This is a genomic window from Polyangium mundeleinium (genome assembly GCF_028369105.1).
Classification (GTDB): Bacteria; Myxococcota_A; Polyangia; order Polyangiales; family Polyangiaceae; genus Polyangium; species Polyangium mundeleinium.
Window position 1 is genome coordinate 6302176 of the sequence record NZ_JAQNDO010000001.1, and the last position, 16381, is coordinate 6318556.

11 protein-coding genes are annotated in these 16381 nt (G+C 69.4%); 6 read left to right on the forward strand and 5 right to left on the reverse strand.

Annotated elements, in window-relative coordinates:
* Positions 1-140 precede the first annotated feature (140 nt).
* The gene (locus POL67_RS25110) at positions 141-2078 is read left to right on the forward strand and encodes a tetratricopeptide repeat protein (RefSeq protein ID WP_271921373.1); all 1938 of its coding nucleotides are present in this window, start codon (positions 141-143) and stop codon (positions 2076-2078) included.
* Between the two features lie 7 nt (positions 2079-2085).
* Entirely contained in the window at positions 2086-3510 is a 1425-nt protein-coding gene (locus POL67_RS25115; protein WP_271921375.1) for a hypothetical protein, read from the forward strand.
* Between the two features lie 24 nt (positions 3511-3534).
* Here the strand turns inward: POL67_RS25115 and POL67_RS25120 are convergent, their stop codons facing one another.
* Positions 3535-4338 carry a hypothetical protein gene (locus POL67_RS25120; RefSeq protein WP_271921378.1) on the reverse strand — a complete coding sequence of 268 codons (804 nt, stop codon included), beginning with the start codon at positions 4336-4338 and terminating at the stop codon, positions 3535-3537.
* Between the two features lie 373 nt (positions 4339-4711).
* Positions 4712-5725, reverse strand: coding sequence for a hypothetical protein (locus POL67_RS25125; protein WP_271921380.1), 1014 nt, complete (start codon positions 5723-5725; stop codon positions 4712-4714).
* 104 nt (positions 5726-5829) lie between these two features.
* Here POL67_RS25125 and POL67_RS25130 point away from each other — a divergent pair, with 104 nt between their 5' ends.
* Both POL67_RS25130 and POL67_RS25135 read left to right on the forward strand, forming a co-directional pair.
* Positions 5830-7452, forward strand: coding sequence for a DUF4419 domain-containing protein (locus tag POL67_RS25130; protein WP_271921383.1), 1623 nt, complete (start codon positions 5830-5832; stop codon positions 7450-7452).
* A gap of 121 nt (positions 7453-7573) precedes the next feature.
* Positions 7574-9355: a hypothetical protein gene (locus POL67_RS25135; RefSeq protein WP_271921386.1), complete on the forward strand. Its 1782-nt coding sequence runs from the start codon at positions 7574-7576 to the stop codon at positions 9353-9355.
* Position 9356: 1 nt separating this feature from the next.
* Here the strand turns inward: POL67_RS25135 and POL67_RS25140 are convergent, their stop codons facing one another.
* Positions 9357-10379, reverse strand: a complete 1023-nt coding sequence (locus POL67_RS25140; protein ID WP_271921389.1) for a DUF2804 domain-containing protein — start codon at positions 10377-10379, stop codon at positions 9357-9359.
* A gap of 104 nt (positions 10380-10483) precedes the next feature.
* On the opposite strand from POL67_RS25140, the gene POL67_RS25145 reads away from it, so the two are divergent.
* Together POL67_RS25145 and POL67_RS25150 are read left to right on the forward strand one after the other, a co-directional pair.
* Positions 10484-11773, forward strand: a complete 1290-nt coding sequence (locus POL67_RS25145; RefSeq protein ID WP_271921392.1) for an Hsp70 family protein — start codon at positions 10484-10486, stop codon at positions 11771-11773.
* A gap of 427 nt (positions 11774-12200) precedes the next feature.
* Positions 12201-13742, forward strand: a complete 1542-nt coding sequence (locus tag POL67_RS25150) for a hypothetical protein (RefSeq protein ID WP_271921395.1) — start codon at positions 12201-12203, stop codon at positions 13740-13742.
* Positions 13743-14783: 1041 nt separating this feature from the next.
* On the opposite strand, the gene POL67_RS25155 is transcribed toward POL67_RS25150, so the two are convergent.
* Positions 14784-15812 (reverse strand): hypothetical protein, encoded by a 1029-nt coding sequence (locus POL67_RS25155; protein WP_271921397.1) that lies wholly within the window; start codon positions 15810-15812, stop codon positions 14784-14786.
* Complete coding sequence (locus tag POL67_RS25160) at positions 15809-16360, reverse strand: hypothetical protein (RefSeq protein WP_271921399.1); 552 nt, start codon at positions 16358-16360, stop codon at positions 15809-15811. The genes POL67_RS25155 and POL67_RS25160 overlap by 4 nt, the downstream gene beginning before the upstream one ends.
* Positions 16361-16381: the final 21 nt, after the last annotated feature.

Consider the following 16381-nt stretch of genomic DNA (forward strand, 5'->3'; position numbering starts at 1 on the left):
AGTTCATCGACCCCGAGTCCAGCGCTTGCGCTGGTCCGGGTCCAGGGGCGGACAGCCCCGGTGGGGCCTGGGGCAAAGCCCCAGCTCTGCGCCTTCGAGAGACTTGACAGCCTGGCGCGCTCGACGGTCCGATGAAGCGCATGGATCGCTCGACCGCTCCGCGCCTGCTCCTGGGCCTCGCGCTCTTCGCGCATGCCGCGTGCGGAGGGGCGGCCCCGCACGAGCCGGCGCCCAAGGTGGCCACGAGCACCACCGCCGTAGGCGCATGCGAGGGCACCACCGAGGTCACTTGCCGGACGGCGTGTGACGGCGGGAACGTGGCCTGCTGCGAGCGCCTGGGCGACCTCGTGTTGCGGGATCGCGACCGCGGACCCTCGCGGGCGCTCGCAGCGGCGGAGGCGCTCGGCAAGGCGTGCAGCGGCGGCCACGCGCGCGGCTGCCAGAAGCTCTCGCGGCTCATGCTGCACGGGTTTCCCGGGGCGCTCGCCGCCGACCCGACGCAGGCCGTCACCCTCGCGCGCCGCGCCTGCGACGGCGGGGATCCCGCCGGATGCGGCGATCTCGGGCGGATGTTCCTCCACGGCGTCGGCGCCGACCTCGACGATCAGCGCGGCGCGCCGCTGCTCGCGAACGCCTGCGACGCGGGCGACGGCACGAGCTGTGACGTGCTCGGCGTCGCGCTCCTCTTCGGCCTCGCGGTCACGCCGGATCCCGAGCGCGCGCAGGCGCTCTTCGTCAAGGCCGCGAAGGTGAGCGAGAAGGGCTGCGCCGCCGAGGATCCGCGCGCCTGTCTCGCGCTTGGCAAGGCGCTCGCCCTCGGGCGTGGCGTGCGACGGGACCAGGTGCGCGCCGCGGCGATCTTCCAGCGCGCCTGCATGGCGGGCCTCGCCGACGGGTGCGAATGGCTGAGCGGGGCCTACGCCTACGGCCTCGGCGTCACGCGCGACGGGCCGCGCGCGCGCGCCCTCGCCGAGCAGAGCTGCGAGGAAGGCAGCCCCCACGGCTGCGCCACCCTCGGCTCGCTCCTCGCCGAGGGCGTGGGCGGCGCGAAGGATCCCGTCGAAGGGGCCTCGGCCGCGCGACGCGGCTGCGAGGCCGAGCCCGCGGCCTGCGTCCACCTCGGCGCGGCGTACGACAAGGGCGCGGGCGTGCCCAAGGACAAGCAGAAAGCAGCCTCGCTCTTCCGGCGCGCGTGCGGCGCGGGCGACGTGACGTCCTGCACGGCGCTCGGGCTCCTCATGGTGCGGGGCGACAGCGTGGCCCAGGACAAGCGGGGCGGCTTCGCGCTCGTCTCCACGGCGTGTGACGCGCGCCTGCCTGCCGCCTGCGCGGTGCTCGGCAGGCTCCTCAGCAAGGGAACGACGGCCGCACCGGATCCGGCGCGCGCGCTCGCGCTTTTCCTGGAGAGCTGTGACGCGGGCGCGGTGATTGGCTGCGGGCAGGCGGCGATCGCCTACGCCGAGGGGAAGGGCACGGCGCAGGACGATGTGCGCGCCGCCGAGCTCTTCCGCCGCGCGTGCGAGGGGCGGCAGGAAGACGCGTGCCTCGAGCTCGGCATGTTCCGCGCCGAGGGGCGCGGCGGGCCACGCGACGAGGCCGCGTCGACCGAGCTCCTCCGAAAGGCATGCGACGGCGAGAACAAGCTCGGCTGCACGCTCCTCGCGGCGAAGCCCGCCGACCGCGTCGCGCTGCGCGCGAAACACCGCTTGAAGACCGACGAGTGCAATGCGCTCATCGAGGTCATCAACACGGGCGTGGAGGACCTCAACAAGGCGTCGGGCCCGGACCCCAGCGCCGATCCGACGGGCGCGCGCGCCCTCCGCGGGATGGCCGACGTGATGGACCGCGTGGAGCATCAGGCGGCGGGCGTCCGCCTGACGGTGCCCGAGCTCGTCCAGTTCAGCGCTGAGTATCGCGGGATGGCCGTCGCCGTCGCGAAGGCCGCGCGCGCCATGGCGAAGGCCGCGGACGCGAAGGACGTCGACGCGATCCACGCCGCGCAAGTCGACCTCGACAAGGCGGTCAAGCAAGAGGACCCGCTCGTCGACGCGATCAACACGTTCTGCCAGGACCCCTGAAGCTCCTATGAAGCATCTTTCGTTCGCCGCCCTTTGCGCCCTCGCCCTCTCCTGCTCCAGGTCGACCCCGACGCCCGAAAAAGAGGCGACCGTCGCGCCGAGCGCCGCGCCCCTCGCCCCGAGCGCGAGCGCCGCGTCGGCCGAGCGCGAGCCGCCGAAGAAGACGATCCCCACGCTCGTGCCCGAGCCGTTCGAGGGCACGAAGGGGCTCTCCGTGGAGCTCTTCGGCATCGAGGGCGCGCTCCTGGTGGCCGAGGGCCTGCGTGTCGGCCGGATCGTCGAGGAGCGCGTCGAGTGGATCGGCAGCATCCCCGAGAACAACCCGGGCCTCGGCCCCACCCGGATCTCCTCCGTCCACGGCTTCTGGCCGGACGGCGTCGACGTCGTTGCCATGAACCTGGGCCGCGCGCCGATGCCCACGTTGTTCCCGCTCACGGGCAAGGGCGTGACGCGCACCTTCGGCCCGGGGGGCATCCTCGGCTGGATCAATGGCACGACCCGGCTCGGCAAGACGACGCTCGTGGTGGGGTACGACGGGCAAGATGGCCACCGGTTCGACACCGTCCGGGGGCCGACGCTCGTGCTGAAGCCCATCGAGGCCGAGAAGGGCGGCTGCAAGGCGGACGAGGTGCAGAAGGCCTGGGGCAGCACGGCGGGAATCGCGCTCCCGCCCAGCGCCATGGCCGCGACCGAATCCGGCACGCTCGTGACGATCGGAAACCTCTGCGAACGGGCGAAGAGCCCAGCCGCGGAGGTATGGGACCAGCCCGGCAAATCACGCATCGTCGAGCTCGGCGCCCTGGTGAAGGAGTTCGGCTACTTCCCCAAGATGTTCCGGGGCAAGGGCGACGACCTCTGGGTCGAGACCTCGCCGGTGCTGCATTACAACGGCGGGAAGTTCGAGCTCTTGCCGACCCTCGACAAACCGATCCGAAACCTCTTCGTCTCGCCGAGCGGCAAGCTCCACGGCATCTCGGGCCGGTCGATCGTCCGCTACGACGAGGGCACGTGGTCCGTCATCGCGCAGTTCCCCCGCCCGATGCACTTCAGCACGATCGTCATGGATGAAAAGGAGACGATCTGGGTCTCGCACAGCGGCGTCTCCCGGCTGCGCGAAACGACAGACGCCGCCGTGGAGGAGGAAGGCTGCAAGACGCCGTTCGTCTACCTCTACGAGGTGTCGTGGAGGAACGACGCGAAATACACCTTCCCCACGACCACAAAGGCGCTCTCCACGTTCCCGGAGGTCGGCGACCTCGGGCTCGTCGAGTATTACGACGACGGGCGGCGCCTCGGCATCACGGTGAAGAGCAAGGAGCAAGGCGAGGCCGTCATCGCCCACGTGAAGGCGAACATGAAAGACGAGCACCCCGAGCTCATCTGTTACGCCCCGAGGGTCCCCCGGGTCATCGAGATCAAGGCCAAGAAGTGAAGCGCGCCCCGGGGCGCCGCCGCGTCACGACGCGCGCGGGCATCCCGTGAGATAAAGCGCCGACCCCGCGACGCCCGCGTCCCACGCGTAGGCGTCGCCGCCAGGCACGGCGCGCGCGATGGCGAGCAGCTCGTCAGGCGTGTAGGCGCGGAGCGCGGAGACCATGCCATCCCACGCCACGAGCGTCGGAATCAGCGGGACGAGGTACGTCAGCGCCCAGCGCGACGCCCGCAGCGGGCGCACGAAAGGGACCAGGACGAGCGAGCCAACGAAGAGCATCGTCATGTTCACGCCCAGCGCCAGCGGCGCGACCACGCCCGGCAGCCGCCGCAGCGCAGGCGAAGCCGCGACGTCAAAAAACGCAAGCGGTTTGCCATCGCGGACCGTCGACGCCACAAGCGCCGCGACAGCCTCGGGCGGGAAGTGGTGCAGCGCGCTCCACATCGTACGCACGCCGTCGAGCTCAGGCGGGACCGCAAGGGCATCCACAGGTTCTTCGCGGTACACGAGCCCAGGATCGTTCCGCTCCGCGACACGCGCCCGGCCCGCCTCGTTCGGGTACCGATCCGTCAAGACGAACCGCACATCCCCGCGTCCCTCGTCCCGCAGCGCCCGAATCGCGTAGAGAGCACCGCCGCCGCCACCCGAGCACACGTCGATCACCTGCGTGCAGCCAGTCCGATCGAGGAGCGCCCCGAGCTTCGGCACGACCCCACGGTAAAACCCGAGGCGATCAAACCCAAAGTCGAGGAGATCCGTGCCGCCATCGCGAATGGCAGCTGGCACCCAGGGGAGGTCTTCGAGCTCGACGAGTTGCATGCGGCGCACGGTCGCGATGATGGGGGTGCCCGCGCCGCGCTTCAAGCCCCCGAGCACCGCCGAGCTGGGGCTTTGCCCCAGACCCCACCGGGGCTATCCGCCCCTGGACCCGGACCAGCCAGGGGCTGGACCCAAGCTCGATGAACTGCGCTCCGCGCAGCTCATCGAACAGGCCCGGTCAAGACCGGCAACGACCCTGCCAACGAAGACAGCCGCGCGGCTGGTTCTGCTGGCAACCCGGCTTCTTCGTCGGCCTGTTTGAAAAACTGCGCGGAGCGCAGTTTTTCAACCCTCGGTCCAGGCTGTGCCTGGTCCGGGTCGAGGGGCGGATAGCCCCCGCGGGGTCCGGGGCAGCGCCCCGGCGCAACGGCCCCGACGCGCCTTACCGTGGACTTTCGAGGGACCCTAGCTCCTTCAGCAGCTTCTTGTGTGTCGCCGCTGCGCGCCGATCGAGTGCTTTTCGCAGCTCGGGGTCCTTCACCTTGCCGCGCTCGGCGTCCCAGTCTCCGAGGGCCACGGCGTCCACCCAGGTGAAGATGTCACATAGATCCTGCGGCATCTCTTCGCTCGGGTTGCTGCACCGTGCATGCATTTCGTCGCGGTCTCTGCGATAGGCCTCCGGGAAGGAGAGTGAGGTGAGGGCATAGGCGCCGTTGACCAGCGAGAGTACGGCGGGGATGACGGGCGCGGCCGGGTACGAGAGGGCCGGATCTCCCGCGTCGGGGTCGAAGGGTGGCCAGAAGACGGAATAGCCCTGGAGTTGCCAGTCCGGACCGGGGCGGTATTTCACCGGGACGAAGGTGGTGGCGGCGTCGCCTTTTTCCCACATGAGGATGCGCCGCGGCGGGGAGACGAGGCTGATGACGTAATGGGTGTAGCAGCAATGCGCGCCCATCGAGCTCTCGGTCATCACGACCTCGGGGATGCCGTCGCCCGTGAGATCGCCGCAATAGTCGGCGCCGAGGGTCTGCTGGAAGGTGTCGGGACCCACCTTGTCGGTGCGCCCGTGGGCCTCGTAGACGACCTTGCCGTTCGGACCGTGGATCCGGACGAACCCGAGGCTCCCCAGGCCCGCGACGTGTAGGTTCGCGACCCGAAAGGCGCCGCAGAGGGTCTCGCCGTCCATGTCGATATCGGTGAACCCTGCCGGGAGCTGCGCGGTCCACGCGGAGGGCATGGACGCCTCGGGGGACGGAGGCGACGACGGGGAAGGCGCGGCCGTCGCTACGGCGCTCGTGGAGGCTGACGGTGCCGCGGGGGTCGGGGGCGCCGTGGGGACGGGCGGGGCGGTGGTCATGGACGGCGGGGGCGGCGGGGGGGTGCAGGCGGCCAGGAAACACGCGAGCAGCGCGGCTGCGGGAGGGCCGACACGCGCCGAGAGGGGACCGAGGGCCATGCGGCGAAGGTAGCCGCGGTGGGGTTCGGCGGGGAGACCTTTCTTTCGGGCCGGGGCTGCGGCATCTCGTAACGCATGGGCCATTTCGTGGCAGAATGCCTGCCATGAGCGTGACCTTCCTCGTCGACGACGTCCCCCGCGCGACCGAGCCTCTCCCCACGCGACGGCTCGCCGAGACCCACGGCGACGCGCTGACGTTCGGCGGGGACGCGGACCTGCCCGTGGTCGACCATGGCTCGACGCACGCGCTGCTCGGCGCCGTCCACCTCGCGTTCGCGGAGCACCGGCCGCTCGTGCTCTCGCCCGACGCCGTGTGGTTGACGATTGCGCAGGGCGTCGCGCAGCACGTCCGCCTCCACGCTGAACAGCTCCGGTCGCGGCTCGTCCGGCACGCGGGCACGGCGCGGATCGAGGTCCCGCTGGAGGGCCCGATGCCGACCGACGCGGCGTCCTGGGCCTCGATCGTCGGCTCCTTCCGGGACCGCGTCGCGGACCAGGTCGGCGCTGGGCGCGCGCGGCTCTTCGAATGCGACTTTTCCACGAGCACCGAGGTCGATCGCATCGCGAGCCAGGTCGTCCTCCTCGACGCCTACGCGCCCTATTTCGATTATTACCTCGCCTGCATCTGCGGCATTCCGGAGATCACGCTGCTCGGCACGCCCGCCGACTGGAAGCGAATTCGCGAGCGTATCGACGTGATCGCGGAACTCGATCTCGATTTCTGGACCCGCTCCCTCGCGCCCATCTGCGACGAGCTCGTGCGCGCGGCCTCGGGGCAGCCGGATTTCGACTTCTGGCGCCGCATTTACAAACCCGAAGATGCGTACGGAGGGGACGTGATCACCGGCTGGATCGCGCGGCTTTACCCGTACATCGTGCAACAGGGCAGCGCGGCGCAGCGCAATCCCCTCCTGGATCTCCCCCTCGACGAACCACGGGGCGGCAGCGACGACGAATGGTACCAGGGCCCAGGCATCCGGACCCACGAGGTGCTCGGCAGCCCGTCGACCGTGCGGATTCACGTGGTCGACTTCGTCCAGAACGAGCGCCACGTCGTCGCCCTCGACGGCGGCGTCACCGCGGTCTCGCAGGATGCGGAGGGCCGCCTCGCCCCCATCTCCGGCTGGGCCTTGCGTCGCAGCAGCCCCGCCATCGGCGAGGTCCTCGAGCGCATCCGCGCGGGGCATCCATTCGTCCCCGCTGGGGGGCGCGACGACCGCGCCTGGTTCAGCCTCGCCGGTCCCGCCGATTTCATGGCCATGTACCATGCGTTCGAGGAGGCGACCTTGTTCGCCGAGACGAATCCCTGGCGGCTCCTCCGGCCCGAAGAACACCAACGTGTCGTCTTTTCCTTGCCGTACGAGCGCACGACGGACGTTCATCGTTTCCTCGACCTGCCCGACGGCACGTTCCTCGCGATGACGGGCGGTCGAAATTCGGTCCTGGTCCGTGGCCGGCTCGACGCTGTCGAGCCGCCGCCTCCGGCCAAGGCGAAAAAAGACGCGTATGACCCCGAATCCATCGAGACGCTTCCGCGGCAACGACGATCGAGCCAGCCGTTCGAAGAGGTGACGATCCTTCGCCGGCCGCTCGTGGAGGTCTTGCTCCGCGCCCTCGACAGCGGTGGCGCGACGGATCTGCCCGAGGACGGTCGATTGCGCGACGTGCTCGCGGAGTGGTACTTCGAGCCCCCGCCGCCGCCCCGCAAGAAACCGGGGCGGCGTTAGCCGGGACCTTCAGGGCGGAAACGGGAGGCGCCAAGATTCCCTGGACAGCCGCACGCGCGAAATCGTCCGGCGCCATGGCGCCTCTGGTCCGCGCGCACGTGATCCCCTATAGAGGGTCGCCATGCTGGCCCGTGTCAAGGGATGGCTCGCTGATAGGCGTGCCCCGCTGCTCGTCGCGCTCCTCGCGATCGTCCTGCTCCTGCCCACGCTCGGGGCCGGGGCGATCATGGACGATCACGCGCACCGGATGGCGTATCATCCGACGTTCACGCGGCCCGGGGGGCCCCGCGGGGACTGGGATCTCTTCCGCTTCCTCGACGACGATCCCGCCGCGCTCCACGCCGTCCGGGAGAGCGGGATATTTCCCTGGTGGACCGTCGACGGCTCGAAGCTCGCGTTCCTCCGCCCCCTCCCGTCGCTCTGGCACGCGCTCGATTACCGCGTTTGGCCGAACGCGTACTGGCTCATGCACGCCGAGAGCGTCCTCGTCTTCGCGGCGACGGCCTTTTTCGCGGCGCACCTCTATCGAAGGCTCTTCGGCGCCACGGTCGCCGCGGGCCTCGCCGCGCTGATCTTCGCGGTCGACGACACGCATGCAATGGTCGTCGCGTGGATCGCCAACAGGCACGCGATCCTCTCGACCCTCTTCGCCGTGCTCACGCTCCTCGCGCACGATCGCGCCCGCCGGGACGGCTGGAAGCCGGGCATCTTCCTCGCGCCGCTGGCGCTGTTCGGGGCCATGTTCTCCGGCGAGAGCGGGCTCGGCGCGCTCGCGTATCTCTTCGCCTACGCCCTCTTCCTCGATCGCGCGCCGCTGCGATCCCGCGCGGCCGCGCTCGTCCCGCACGCCGGCGTCGCGCTCCTCTGGTTCGCCGCGTACAAGCTCGGCAAGTATGGCGCGGGGGGCGGCGCGTTTTACATCGACCCGCTGACGCAAGCAGGCGAATTCCTCCGCGCCGTGGCGACGCGGCTGCCCGTGCTCCTCGCCGGGCAGATGGCCGCGCCGCCCGCCGACGTGTGGATGCTCTGGCCGCAAAGCGAGACCCGGAGCCTCGTCTCGATTTGCCTCCTCGTGCTCCTCGTCCTGGGGGGCGGGATCTTCGCCGTGCTGCGCCGGGATCGGAATGCCGCATTCTTCGCCGTCGGCATGACGCTCTCCCTGCTCCCGACCTGCGCGGTTTGGCCGGGCGACAGGCTCTTGCTCTTCGCGGGGATCGGGGGCTCGGGGCTCGTCGCGTCGATGCTCGTGGCCTCGCGCGAGCACCTCGGGCGGGCGGCGCGCGTGTACGTGGGCGCGGTGGCCGCGGTCCTCGTGCTCTTCCACCTCGTGATCGCGCCCCTCTTGCTGCCGCTGCGGGCGTGGTCGACGGGCGAGATGTTGCACGGGTACACGGAGCGGGCGATCACGAGCATGCCGAAGTTCGATGCGGCCGCGCCGCAGACGCTCGTGGTGGTGAGCGCGCCCGACAGCATCATCGCGAACACCGCCATCGCGGCGCGGCTCAACGCGAATGAGGCGATGCCTTCGCCGCTGCGGGTGCTCTCGACGGTGCAACGCGGGACGCTGAAGGTCGGCCGCGTGGACGCGCGCACGGTGTCGGTGACGCTCTCGGACGGCCATTTCATGGAGCCGACGGCGACCGTGTTTCGTGATCCGGAGAGGGCGCCGCTGCGCGTCGGGGATCGGGTCGATGTCGGGAGCATGGTGGCGGAGGTCGTGACGCTGACCCCGGACGGCCAATTGCCTTCGCGGATCGATTTTCATTTCGATCGATCGCTGGACGATCCGTCGATGGTGTGGGTCGTCTGGGAAAAGACCCGGTTCGTGCCGTTCGAGGTGCCGAAGGTCGGCGAGACGCGCGAACTCCCGGTCGTGTCGTACCAGACGGCGATGGGCGGGTGAACTACCAGCGAGCGCGCAGTTCCTCGGCCCAGCCGAAGAGGCCGTCGATGATCACGCGCTCGCCCCCGTCGTCACGCACTTCGCCAGAGAAACGACCGAAGCACTGGTGGATCTCCGCGCCGGCCACGACGAGCGGCACCTTCGTCTGTTTCTCGTGCGTCGGCTGGAAGTCGAGCCGCACCCGATCAGAGCCTCTCGAGGTGAGCCGCCAGGGCTCGCGATAATCGCGGCGGTCGTACTCGAACCGGACATCCTCGTGGATCTTGTGGAGCCGGCCGTCGAGGCAGACGCCGTTTTCGGTCGCCCCCGTCCCGTCGGTCCACTTCCCGCCGAATTGCAGGCCGACGACCCGCCCCTCGACGACCCCCGACGCCGAAGCCCAGTTCCAGACCGTGTGCGAGGGCCAGACGCCGCGACCAAAATCGAGGCAGCCAAAGGCCTGCTCCTCCGGGCCGAGCCCCTGCTCGACGCCGTCCACGCGGACGGTCCCGGTCGCGGGGAGCGTGTTTTGCTTCGAGGTGAACTGGAACAACACCTCGCTCCACGGCACCACGACGTTGAGCGTCTCGTGTCCGGACGGCCGGGCCACGAGCACGTCGGCCTCGACCACGCGCCCGCGGCTCTGGAACCACGTGACGAGGCGCGTGCCGCCGCGCTCCTCGCGAAACGCGAGCCGGAGCCCGAGCCTTTCGAACACGATATCGCCACCGCCGACCGTATCGGGCAGGGAAAACCCGAGCGCGAGCGGAACCGGGACGACCTTTTCGAGCTCGCGGCCGGTCTCCCGATCGAGCAGCAGCGCGCTCGCCATGCCGAGGTAGTCGAAGTCGGCATACGTCAGCGCGAGGACGCCGCCGTTCCAGGTGACGCACCAGTACTCCCAGCGCTTCCGGCGCCCCCAGGGGCCGCGCAGGTCGCATCGATGCAGGGGCCTCCGCGACCAGCCCTTCGCATCGGGGTTCAGCCGCCCCTCCGGCGTGCAGAGGGCCACGTCGCCGTCGAGCTCACGAGAATTTCCGCGCATCCGGAGAGCCTCCACGGATTTTCTCATGGATTTTCTAGCTTGTAAAGAGGCGCGCGAGGGGCCATATCCCGGGGCCGTCAGGCATCCACCCGGAAGGTCAGTTCATGTCGTCACAATTCAGGCCCGAGGTTTATGCCATCGATTTCGGCACCACCAATTCACTGCTCGCCGCGGCGAACGCGACGTCGACATGCCCCCCAATCCCCCTCGACGACGCCGCATCCGACCCGACCATCCTGCGCAGCCTGCTCTTTTTCGGGCAGAACCAGTTCTCCTGCGGCGCAGTGGCCATCCGCGACTTCGTCGCGAGCGGAATGCAAGGGCGGCTCATCCGCTCGATCAAGAAGTTTCTCCCCGACCGCGGCTTCTCAGGCACGCAGATCGGCCACCGCGTCGTCACCATCGAGGACCTGATCGGCCGCTTCCTGCGAATCATGCGAGATCACGCGAACCGCCATTTCAACGCCGAGGTCGATCGCGTGGTGCTGGGGAGGCCAGCCATGTTCTCGCTCGATCCCGTGGAAGACCGGCTCGCCCAGGACCGGCTCGAACGCGCAGCGCAGAGCGCAGGGTTCTCCGAGGTCACCTTTTGCCCCGAGCCTGTCGCCGCCGCCCACGATTTCGAGCTCGGGCTCGATCGTCCCATGACCGTGCTCGTCGCCGATTTCGGCGGCGGAACCTCGGACTACACGGTCGTGCGGATGCGGCCGGAGGGATTCGCCGCCTCCGACGTCCTCTCCCTCGGAGGCGTGTCCGTGGCCGGCGACGCGCTCGACGGGAGCCTGATGCGCCACAAGATCGCGCGCCATTTCGGCGCAGAGGTGACCTACCAGGTGCCCCTCGGCAAGAACCTGCTCACAATGCCCCGCGGGATCATGGAGAAGCTCTGCTCGCCGGCAGACATGGCCGTGCTGCAGCACCGGGACATGCTCGCATTCCTGCGAGACGTGCAAGCCTGGTCGCTCGGAGACGACGACCAGAAGCGAATGGACCAGCTCCTCTGTCTGGTCGAAGATTCGCTCGCATTCCAGGTATTCGAGGCCATCGAGCACAGCAAATGCGCACTCTCGGAGGCAACGAAGACCCAGTTCGCCTTCGACTACCCGACGATGAACATCCACGAATGGATCACCCGCGACGAATTCGAAGCAGGCGCCGAGCGATCGGTAGACGCCATCCTGCGGTCACTCGATCGAACCCTCGAATCAGCAGGGCTCGGCTTCGAAGCCATCGACGTGGTCTGTTGCACCGGCGGGACAGCGCGCGTCCCACGGCTCGCACGCGCACTCGAAGAGCGGTTCGGGAGCGGAAAGCTCCGCAAGCTGCGGAGTTTTCACTCCGTCGTGCAGGGGCTCGCCGAACGAGCGCGGCGGCTCGCGCGCGGCCTCGATTGAGGGATTGTCTCCGCGTAGGCGTCGCGCCGGGGCTCTGCCCCGGACCCCGCGGGGGCTGTCCGCCCAAAGGCCCGGACCAGGCACGGCCCTGAGCACTGGTCTCATCTCAAGAGGATGACGATCTCGTAGTCGCCGCCGGCGAACTGGGCCTCGATCCGGACGAGCGGCGCTCCCCCACCCGCGGGCGCCGGGCTCGCGGGCATCGACGCCACGGCTTTCTCCTCCATCCGAAGCCGGAGGTCGCCCCGCACCATCGACGAGGGGCTTCACCGTCTGGTCCTGGACGCCCGCGCCCCGAAGCCACAGCCCGCCAGGGCCGACGCAAGTTTGCGAGACGCGCTCGCGAACCTGCGAATTGCCTAGCCGGCGTACTCGTTGGATGGGTTCCCTCGACGTTGGCGTCGGCCGACGCCAGAGGGAGTTGCTCGTGCGTACATCGAATCAGGCAGGGGTGAATGACACGTCGTCTCGGGTGATGACGTTCGTCGGGGCCGCTGTCGCGTGGGCCGCACTCGCCACGAGCGTGGCGGGCTGCGGCATCATCAAAATCTCGTCACCCGGCGAGGCCGAGAAGAGCCGTTCACGAGACTTCTCGTACGACGGCCCGGAGTGCGCGGAGCGCTCGCGGGACGACTCCGACCGAAGCCAGGTGGTGAGCAGGATCTGCGATCCGGGCTGGCGATCCAACGCTACGAAGACCATCTTGAACATCGGCAAGCGCCATCAGACGTTCGACGACCGTGTGCCCAGCATGCTCGTCGCGGCGTTGCAGACGATCGATTGCAGCCGCGCGTGCGAGAGGAGCCCCCTCGCGCTGGGGATGGCGAGTTATTATGCCGGTATCCTCGACGAAACCAAGTTGCACGCCGAGCTTTCGTCAATCGATGTGACGGAGCAGGGGCGCGACGCATTCGTCACGCTCGCGATGGCGTCGAAGGCCGACGTCGACGAGCGTGTGCAAGGCCTCGATTCGCGCCGCCGGCACATGTACGTGGAGGTCCCCGGCGAGGTCATCGCCGCGCGACGCGCATCTTTCGAGCGACACGCCGATCTGTACCGCGGGCTCGACGAGTACGCTGCGCGCGCCCGCAAGGTGCCGGCATCGAGCGCGGAGGCGGCCGAAATCGAGCGTGGCCTGGTCACGCTCCGCGAGAAATACTTCGAACGCTGCGAGAGCGGCGAGGCGTGCCGATTCGACCCGTTCGTATACGAGGTGACCCGCGCCCTCGTGCTCCTCCACGTCGTCATGAAGGACGACATCCGGGCCTATGCCGAGGAAGACATCATCCGCAGCCCCGCGGCCGGACGGAGGAGGTTCGGCGTGGAGGTCGGTTTTGCCGTCTACCAGGCCATGCAGGAGGAGCGCAAGGCCGCCGAGGAATACCAGCGGAGCAAGCGCGCAGGCATGGACGCGGCCACGCTGAAGGCGCGCTTCGGAGACCCGCCGCCAATCCCGGTCGACCCGGACACCGACTACATGGCGCCGGAGGTGCCGCCGCGCCTGTCGTCCGTCGCTCCCGGCGAGGGCACCTTCGAGATCGAGAGTGGCATCCTGCGCGCGAAGAAGGATGTCGCCAACAAACCGCGCGGCGCGGACGAGCCGCTCGTCGAGCTCTCGTTCAAGGACAACGTGACGAAGGTGGACATCACGAGCTGCTACGAGACCAATCGGGTGACCGGGATTCGCTGGGACGCGCGCAATCACGCGCGCCTCGAATTCGAGACCCATTGCGCGATCGTCGGGACCAAAACCAACGTCGAGAAGATCCCTTCGGTGCTCGTCCCCAGGTCCGAGGCGGCGAAACTCGAGCCCGGAGAGCTCGTGATTTCCGCCATCGCCCCCGGCTCACGCGTTGGAGTGGTCGTTCGCGCAGAGACGCCCGTCAAGGACCCGGCCAAAGGCAAGGCGAAGACCACGCCCGTGGTACAGGTCCGCGGTCATCGCGTGCATACTCGACAGGGCACGTAGGCAATGGCCCAGGCGCCACAATCGTGAGCTTGTGAACGAGTCGGCGCCGTAGCGAGCCCCCGTTCGCCCGCTCTCATCACGGTCGATCAGCACCAGCCCCTTCGCCCCCATGGCCCATACATGGTCCTCGCTCGGCCCAGCAATCGCCGTGATTGTGTCCGTCGCAAGCTCCCTTCTCCACGGCGGCTTGCGGTGAGACCAATGCTCAGGGCACGGCCTGGACCGGGGATGGAAGAACTGCGCTCCGCGCAGTTCTTCCAACGGGCCGGTGGCAAGACCCTGGAGGGGGGTCTCAACCTGGCGACGGGTGCGCCGCCGGTTGGACCTGCAGCGCCGCGGTTTCTGTTGGCAGGGTCGTCGGCGGTCTTGCCAGCGGCCGTTCGATGAACTGCGCGGAGCGCAGTTCATCGTCTTGGGTCCAGCGCCTCGCTGGTCCGGGTCCCGGGGCGGACAGCCCCGGGTGGGGCCTGGGGCAACGCCCCAGCGCGGCGCGTCCGGGTCCCCGCCGAAGGCCCTGCATCCACGCAAGATCGCTATCCCTCCCCGCGGAGGGCCTCCTGCCGCGCCGCAACCCGGTCCCCGTCCGCGTGCCCGTCGACCTTGGGCGCCGTGACCCGCCGCTCCCCGGGCGCGCCCTCCGCCCTGCGGTGCCGCAGGAGGCGATCCGCGCTCACCCGCACCCGAAAGGCGGCGCCGCGGCTCGAAAACCCTGCCCTGGCGTCACTGACCTGCGGCGCGGCAAACCTCCCTCCGTTCAGCCGTCTCCTCTTCGATGGCGCCGCAGGTCCCCGAGCGCGCGCTGCGCCCTCCATCCTGCAGCGCTGGCAGGCGCACGTTGCCCGTTGACCCCGCAGCACCGCGCTCTTGACTGGCAGGGTCGCCGCCGGTCTTGACCCTGGCTGTTCGATGAACTGCGCATTGCGCAGTTCATCGATCCCCGGTCCAGGCCGTGCCTGGTCCGGGTGCAGGGGCGGATAGCCCCTGCTGGGGCCTGGGGCAAAGCCCCAGCTCCGCGCCCCCAACTCGAGACCCCTCCTCAGCTCAGCCGAAGAGGGGATGAAGCGGAACGAACCCGAGATAGGCCTTGGCTGCCACGGGTTCGCCTGGCGCGAGGATGAGCTTGATCCCGAGCGTGGTCGACACGGGGCTTGCCACGCGGTGGCTGGGGAGGGCGAGACGCGCGAAGGGTGGGAATTCGAGGAGTGCGTCGCGTTTGCCCGGTGTACATGCGCCTCGGGCGACGAGGTCGTCGAGGAGGGGACGCCAGCGGGGGTCGCCGGGGACATGATGCAGCTCGAGGCCGAGGGTCGGCAGGACGCTGGCGTTGACGTCCAGGTGAAAGCCGAGCCGCGTGTCCTCGGGGACCAGGGTGGCGAGGAGCGAATCGAGCTGCGTGTGCTCGCTGGGCCATTCGATCTGGTCGAGATAGGCTGGGAGCTCGTCCCGGGGGATCGTCGCGACGAGACGGAGCGCGTCGAGGCCACGGGAATCGAGGGGCGCGACGTGGAGCACGCGGCCTCGACGGGGCAATCGTTTGACGACACGAACTGCCGTGTCGTATGTGGCGCATGGGAGCGGATGCTCGAGGAGGAGGGAGGTTGCGCGGTCGAGGAGGTCGAGACAGACGGCGCGCCCTCGTTCGTCCTGCTCCTCCGGCGGCTGCTCCTCGCTGATGTGCCGCTCGATGCAGGGGAATGGGAGGGGCCGCGGCGCGGCGCCGGGCTCGCCTTTCACGTCGAATTCGAGCCACAGGGCAGGGACCTCGGCGTGGAGCAGGGATGCGGGCTCGGCCCATTCCTGGCAGAAATCGAGCACGCCGCGCCAGGCCGGCGTGCCCCGGGCGGGCGCGTCGCGCAAGAGGGCCCGATGCCCATCCGCGCGCGCGAGCAGATACATGAGGAAATCGACGCGCGTGGTTTCGTCGAGACGGCATTCGAGGGCGATGCCGGAGGCGGCCTTCGGCAGCCCTCGCGTGACGGCCTGGACCGCGCTCCGGGCGGAGGAGACGAAGAGCGCCTCGGGGACGAGGGGCGCGACGAGGTCGAGTGTCGCGTCGGGCGCGACGATCACGGCTTGCCTCCCTTCGACACACCCCGGAGCTCGAAGCCGAGCTGGAGGTTCTCCAGGTCCCGCGGCGCGACGAGGTCCCGCCGGGGATTGGAGAAGGCCCAGTAGACGCCCTGGGGCGCGTTTGGAGGGAGGGCGAAACGCAGGGTGACCTTTTCCCCGCCGGGCGTGATCTCCACTTGCCCGATCTCCCCTCGAATGTGGGTCGCTCCGTGCCGCAGCTCGCATTGCGTGAACGCGCCCTCGAGCTTGGTTCCGAAAATGGTGAGGAGAAGCTCGCCGTCCCCGGGCTCCCAGAAGAAGCCGGTCACCGTTTGTCGGCCGTAGACCCAGGGCAATGGCGTCGGCGCGAGCATCATCGTGCGGGGTCTCCCTCGCCCCGTCTCGTCCGATAATGCTTCGAGGATACGACGCGGATCCTTCGACAGCAAAAGCGCCTTCTCCTCCGACGAGAGATCCTGCCGCTGGGATACGACCGCGACCGGATCCCGCCGGTAAGCCTCCTGGATGTCCGGATCCTGCGCCAGGCTCATGATGAACGCGAGCAGCATGTGTGCCTCCCCCTCCGCTTC

Bases quoted from the DNA above. Each gene is read 5' to 3' on its own strand.
- POL67_RS25110 (WP_271921373.1), top strand. From the start codon at position 141: ATGGATCGCTCGACCGCTCCGCGCCTGCTCCTGGGCCTCGCGCTCTTC.
- POL67_RS25115 (WP_271921375.1), top strand. From the start codon at position 2,086: ATGAAGCATCTTTCGTTCGCCGCCCTTTGCGCCCTCGCCCTCTCCTGC.
- POL67_RS25125 (WP_271921380.1), bottom strand. From the start codon at position 5,725: ATGGCCCTCGGTCCCCTCTCGGCGCGTGTCGGCCCTCCCGCAGCCGCG.
- POL67_RS25130 (WP_271921383.1), top strand. From the start codon at position 5,830: ATGAGCGTGACCTTCCTCGTCGACGACGTCCCCCGCGCGACCGAGCCT.
- POL67_RS25135 (WP_271921386.1), top strand. From the start codon at position 7,574: ATGCTGGCCCGTGTCAAGGGATGGCTCGCTGATAGGCGTGCCCCGCTG.
- POL67_RS25140 (WP_271921389.1), bottom strand. From the start codon at position 10,379: ATGCGCGGAAATTCTCGTGAGCTCGACGGCGACGTGGCCCTCTGCACG.
- POL67_RS25145 (WP_271921392.1), top strand. From the start codon at position 10,484: ATGTCGTCACAATTCAGGCCCGAGGTTTATGCCATCGATTTCGGCACC.
- POL67_RS25160 (WP_271921399.1), bottom strand. From the start codon at position 16,360: ATGCTGCTCGCGTTCATCATGAGCCTGGCGCAGGATCCGGACATCCAG.